The following is a 4292-nucleotide window of genomic DNA, read 5'->3' on the forward strand; positions in this document are numbered from 1 at the left end:
CTCAGGATCCAGAAGGAGCTTCTCGGGTTGCTTCCCACCCGCGCTCTGTGTGGAATCGGCTTGCGTGGGCGACATGAGCGACTGCTCATGTCGCCCTCGGACGTGTCGATGAACCCCGTAGTCACGAACGATAGCTGTCGGCCCGCCGAGCCCTCGCATCTGAGGCTGAACAGCCCGAACCGTACATGAGTGGCGTTTTCGAACCGTTCGATTCTTCGCTCAGAACGATTCTCCCGTGAACCGCCTCGGGGGTGCCAGGGCAGTTTCTGCGTCTCGGCGATCCCTGGGAAGCCGACGAGTCCACAAGTGAACGTCGGTCGGGCACCACTCGCGAGATCCTCTGCCCCGCGCATCGGCGAACGGGCCGACTCCAGGCCGACGGGACGTTGACGTCATTCTCTGGTCGGAGCTCGCCCGTGCGCGCTCAAGGCTGCCCGGCGCGCGTGAGTGAAGGGCGTGCTTCACCACCCGCCCGACGGGGGAGGCGCCGACGTCAAATCGCCCGGGCCGCGGCTCGATGGCAGGGAGCAGCGATCGTCCAGCATCGCTGGTTCAAACGTGTGTCGATATTGCGGCGTGCCGGTGCATGCGAGATGGCATACCTCCCTATCGGATCATTCATACCTATCTTCATTGAGGTGCCCGACGTGCGGTCGGTGAGCGCCCGTATGGAACTCGGGACGGCTCCCGATGCGAGGCAACCTGAACAAACGTATGCATCACCACCTTGACTGGTGATGTCGAGGCTGACATGATTACGTCACCGCCTCAACAGGTGACACTTCGAGTGTCGAGCCAGAGGCGGCCCAGACCTACCGAATCCGATGGGGAGCATCAGTCATGGCAGTCAGCTACACCGCCGTTGTCGACGTCGATGGAGAAGGCCGGAACGGCGGCCACGTCCACTCCTCCGACGGTCTGCTGGAGACCAGCCTCGCTCTCCCCAAGGAGCTCGGCGGCTCCGGTGCCGCGACCAACCCCGAGCAGCTCCTGGCGGCCGGTTGGGCCGCCTGCTTCCTCGGCGCCCTCCGCCGGGCCGCCGCACTCCGCAAGGTGCGGTTGACCAGCACGACCATCACGGCCGAGATCACTCTCACCCACGGTGACGACGGTGAATTCTCCCTCTCGGCCGTCCTCAACCCCGTCCTGGGCGGTGTGGACCAGGCGACCGCGGAGGAACTGGCCCAGGACGCCCACCAGATCTGCCCGTATTCCAAGGCCACGCGCGGCAACATCCCGGTCACCATCAACGCCGCCGCTGCGGCCTGATCGGGCATCACGGACCGCGGGTCCCGTGCCCCTTCCCGCGCCCCCGTGCGGGACCCGCACACTTTGCACCCCTCCGGTGCCCCGACCGGCACCGATCACCTGGAGCGAGAGCTGACATGGCGTCCACCGCGCACACCCGTCCGCACGTCGTCCGGCACCGCGACGCGCCGGCCGCAGAGGTTGCCGGTCGCCGAACATCCGCCGAGTCCGGTGACGAGCAGGTCCGGGGCCCGGCAGCCTCCGGGGAAGGTGCCGGGCCCACTCAGACCCAGGTGTGGAACTGGGCGGAGGGCGTGGTGCTCGGCGGATACGGCCCGGCCGCCGGTGCTTTCCTCTGACGGCAGGGGTGGGCACCGGCGTGGGCGTGGCCAGGCGTGGGCATCGCCCGGGTGAGGGGGAGAGGAGCCGGCCCGGCCCGGAGTCCGGGCCGACTTACCCGTTCACCGGCCTGTCCGGCCCACTCCCGGACACACGCGGACCGGCCCGGACCCGATGCATCCGTCCGGACCGGCGACCGCGTTACGATCCGGTCTTCAGTGTCGACGCGCCAGCGCGCTCTCGACGGCCGTGGCCATCGCACTCTCACCCGAGGCGTTGGGGTGCAGAGGAGCCGCCGGGGTCTCGGGCGCGAACGTCTCGATCCAGCGCGGACCGGTCGGCGTGCAGAGGTCGTGCCCGATGGTCGGCGTGTACGTGTCGACGTACTGCGCGCCGTTGCGGTGTGCTTGGCGGGCCAACATGGAGTTCAGCTCCTTCTCCCTGTCACGGAGCCAGGGGAAGTCACCTGCGGCCAGCGGTACGGTCTTGCCGGTGCAGCCCACGCCGTCCTCGGGGAAGAGGTCGGGGTAACCGACCACCACGACACGGGCGTGCGGCGCACGCTGGTGGATGCCTCGCAGTACTCTCGCAACCTTCGGGCCCGTGGCCGCGATGGCGTCCGACACCTGGTCCGAGCCGCCGGCGGTGAAGTGCGTCCGGCACGGCGTGCCCGCGGGGTCGCCGGAGGTGAGCTGGGCGCAGGTGCCCAGCACCGTCGAGAAGCCGATGTCGTTGCCGCCGATGGTGACGGTGACCAGGTCGGTACCCCGGTCGAGGGCGTCGAGCTGCGGCGCCACTCCCTCGGCCTGGGAGGCCGTCATGTCCACGGTGGTGGCCCCGGAGCAGGTGACGTCCGTGAGGGCGGCAGAACGCGACTGTGCCACCAGCGAGGGGTAGTTCTGGCTGGAGCGCAGGCAAGTCGGGTCCACCTGGGTGGGTACCAACGGTGCCGAGGCGTACGAGTCGCCGAGGGCGACAAGGTCCACCCGGTGCCGGGTCTCGGAGACCGTGTTCGCCGCGGCGGTCCCTGCCGGTGCGAACACCGCTCCGGCACAGAGCAGCGCGGCTCCCGCCGTGAGCGCGCGCACGGCGCGGGAGGTGGGGAGGAGTTTCCTCAAGATCTGTCCTTCCAGGATCGGTCATGGGTCTCCGCCGGGAACGCCGGCCGTCACTGAACCCTCCGGCCGACGCCCGAGGCCGTCCACACGGAGGCGTTCGGGGGAGGCGGGGCACCCACCATGGACACGTATGCGAGGGGTCCGGGGGTGGTGGCGACGCGGGTAACGAATCGATCACCGACCGGGTCGTCCGGAAGCGCGGCACCAGTTCCGGCGACTGACCACTGCGACCCAACCCCCTTCCGGGCGGCGCCCGTTCGACCGGAAACACGTTCACCGGAGGACACATGACGACAGAGAACACCCGCGACTCGGCCACCGCCGACGCGTTGTTGTGCACCGTGGGCGATGTACCGGCCCTCGCCACGCTCGGCGAAGCGGGGGCGTGGCTGCCGGAGCCGGGGTGGGACTCATGACCACCGCACGTGACCTCGCGCTCATCGTCCTGGGCACGGCGGCGGACCGGCAGACGGATCTCTCCCTCGCCCTCGCGGCTGCCGAAACCATCGACCTTCTGGAACGGGGCGCACTGGCCCTGGTCGGGGACCGCCTGGTGCCCGGCAGCGAGCCGGTAGACGATGACCCCCTGCTGAGCAGAGCCTTCATCGCGATTCGCCGGCACCGGCCGTACGAGACGGTGGGGGAGTGGATGTCGCGCCACGGCACCGGGCTCGCCGAGATCTACGCCGGGGAACTGGAGAGCACCGGCCTTCTGGCCCGTCCCCGGCGCCACGGAATCCTGCCGCGTTCCGCCCCGGCCCTGCCGGCCGACTCTCCGGAGCATCGACGCGCGGACGAGCGCCTGGCATCGGGCGAGCCCGTACTCACGGCCCTGCTCGGTATCCTGGACACCGGCGGGATACCGGCGGACGTCCGCACCGGGGACGCGGTGTCGACCGTCCTGGCCGCCGTTGCGGACACGGTGACCGAACTGGCGGCCGCCCGACTGCGCCGGTACGTCGAGGACGCCGCGTTCGACAACATCTGGCGCGCCTGAGGAACCTTCGTCCGGATGTGCGGGGCCCGCATGCCCCGGCGCCTGATCCAGTCCGATCGGACCGAGCGGCCCTGGGACCGACGACGCACCTTCCTCCCTGGCTGAGACATGTATCACCCAGAGGTAGAGTCGAGAAACGTGTGAACGGCTGGGTTCGCATCCATGTCAAGGGAAAGGTACGGCGATGACCGGGCTTGGTTACCGGGACAGAGCGGAAGCGGAGCTTCGCGGCGCGGCGCCGCCACGAGCCCTCGACGTCGCGGTGATGGCGTACGAGGCCTGCGCCGGTGACCTCAGTCGGGCATGGGGCGAGGCCGTGCGCCACCTCGGCCGGCAGCCTGCCGCCATGCGCGAGCTGCTGTTGGACGCCCTGCCCGAACGTTACGCGCGGACGGTGCCCGGCTCCGGTCTCCGACTGGGGCTGCTCCACCTCGACGCCGTGCTCGGTCGGGATCTGCCCGGCTCCGTCCTGGCCACCGCGCGGCAGGAGGCGATCAGCGATGTCGGGCACTGCTGGACCGTCCGCGACTGGACATGGCTCCACCTCGTCCATGCCGAACTCGACGCGGGGCGTTTACTCCCGCCTGCAG

Annotated in this window: 6 protein-coding genes; 5 read left to right on the forward strand and 1 reads right to left on the reverse strand. The window is 69.8% G+C overall.

Annotation, left to right across the window (positions count from 1 at the left end; genetic code table 11):
- Positions 1-840 precede the first annotated feature (840 nt).
- Together ACWD3D_RS33920 and ACWD3D_RS33925 are read left to right on the forward strand one after the other, a co-directional pair.
- Positions 841-1269 carry an organic hydroperoxide resistance protein gene (locus ACWD3D_RS33920; RefSeq protein WP_451464551.1) on the forward strand — a complete coding sequence of 143 codons (429 nt, stop codon included), beginning with the start codon at positions 841-843 and terminating at the stop codon, positions 1267-1269.
- A 116-nt stretch (positions 1270-1385) separates the two neighbouring features.
- Positions 1386-1607 (forward strand): hypothetical protein, encoded by a 222-nt coding sequence (locus ACWD3D_RS33925; RefSeq protein WP_451464552.1) that lies wholly within the window; start codon positions 1386-1388, stop codon positions 1605-1607.
- A gap of 195 nt (positions 1608-1802) precedes the next feature.
- Here the strand turns inward: ACWD3D_RS33925 and ACWD3D_RS33930 are convergent, their stop codons facing one another.
- The gene (locus ACWD3D_RS33930; protein ID WP_451464553.1) at positions 1803-2705 is read right to left on the reverse strand and encodes an SGNH/GDSL hydrolase family protein; all 903 of its coding nucleotides are present in this window, start codon (positions 2703-2705) and stop codon (positions 1803-1805) included.
- Positions 2706-2992: 287 nt separating this feature from the next.
- Here ACWD3D_RS33930 and ACWD3D_RS33935 point away from each other — a divergent pair, with 287 nt between their 5' ends.
- From ACWD3D_RS33935 to ACWD3D_RS33945, 3 genes are all read left to right on the forward strand, one after another.
- On the forward strand, positions 2993-3121 hold the full coding sequence (locus ACWD3D_RS33935; protein ID WP_451464554.1) for a hypothetical protein: 129 nt from the start codon (positions 2993-2995) through the stop codon (positions 3119-3121).
- Positions 3118-3702 carry a GPP34 family phosphoprotein gene (locus ACWD3D_RS33940; RefSeq protein WP_451464555.1) on the forward strand — a complete coding sequence of 195 codons (585 nt, stop codon included), beginning with the start codon at positions 3118-3120 and terminating at the stop codon, positions 3700-3702. Before ACWD3D_RS33935 ends, ACWD3D_RS33940 begins: the two co-directional genes overlap by 4 nt.
- A 184-nt stretch (positions 3703-3886) precedes the next feature.
- A partial coding sequence (locus tag ACWD3D_RS33945; protein WP_451464556.1) for a hypothetical protein occupies positions 3887-4292 on the forward strand: 406 nt, incomplete at its 3' end.

Source organism: Streptomyces sp. NPDC002690 (genome assembly GCF_053592415.1).

Excerpts from the sequence above, each read along its gene's own strand:
- ACWD3D_RS33920 (WP_451464551.1), top strand. The coding sequence starts at position 841 with ATGGCAGTCAGCTACACCGCCGTTGTCGACGTCGATGGAGAAGGCCGG.
- ACWD3D_RS33925 (WP_451464552.1), top strand. The coding sequence starts at position 1,386 with ATGGCGTCCACCGCGCACACCCGTCCGCACGTCGTCCGGCACCGCGAC.
- ACWD3D_RS33935 (WP_451464554.1), top strand. The coding sequence starts at position 2,993 with ATGACGACAGAGAACACCCGCGACTCGGCCACCGCCGACGCGTTGTTG.
- ACWD3D_RS33940 (WP_451464555.1), top strand. The coding sequence starts at position 3,118 with ATGACCACCGCACGTGACCTCGCGCTCATCGTCCTGGGCACGGCGGCG.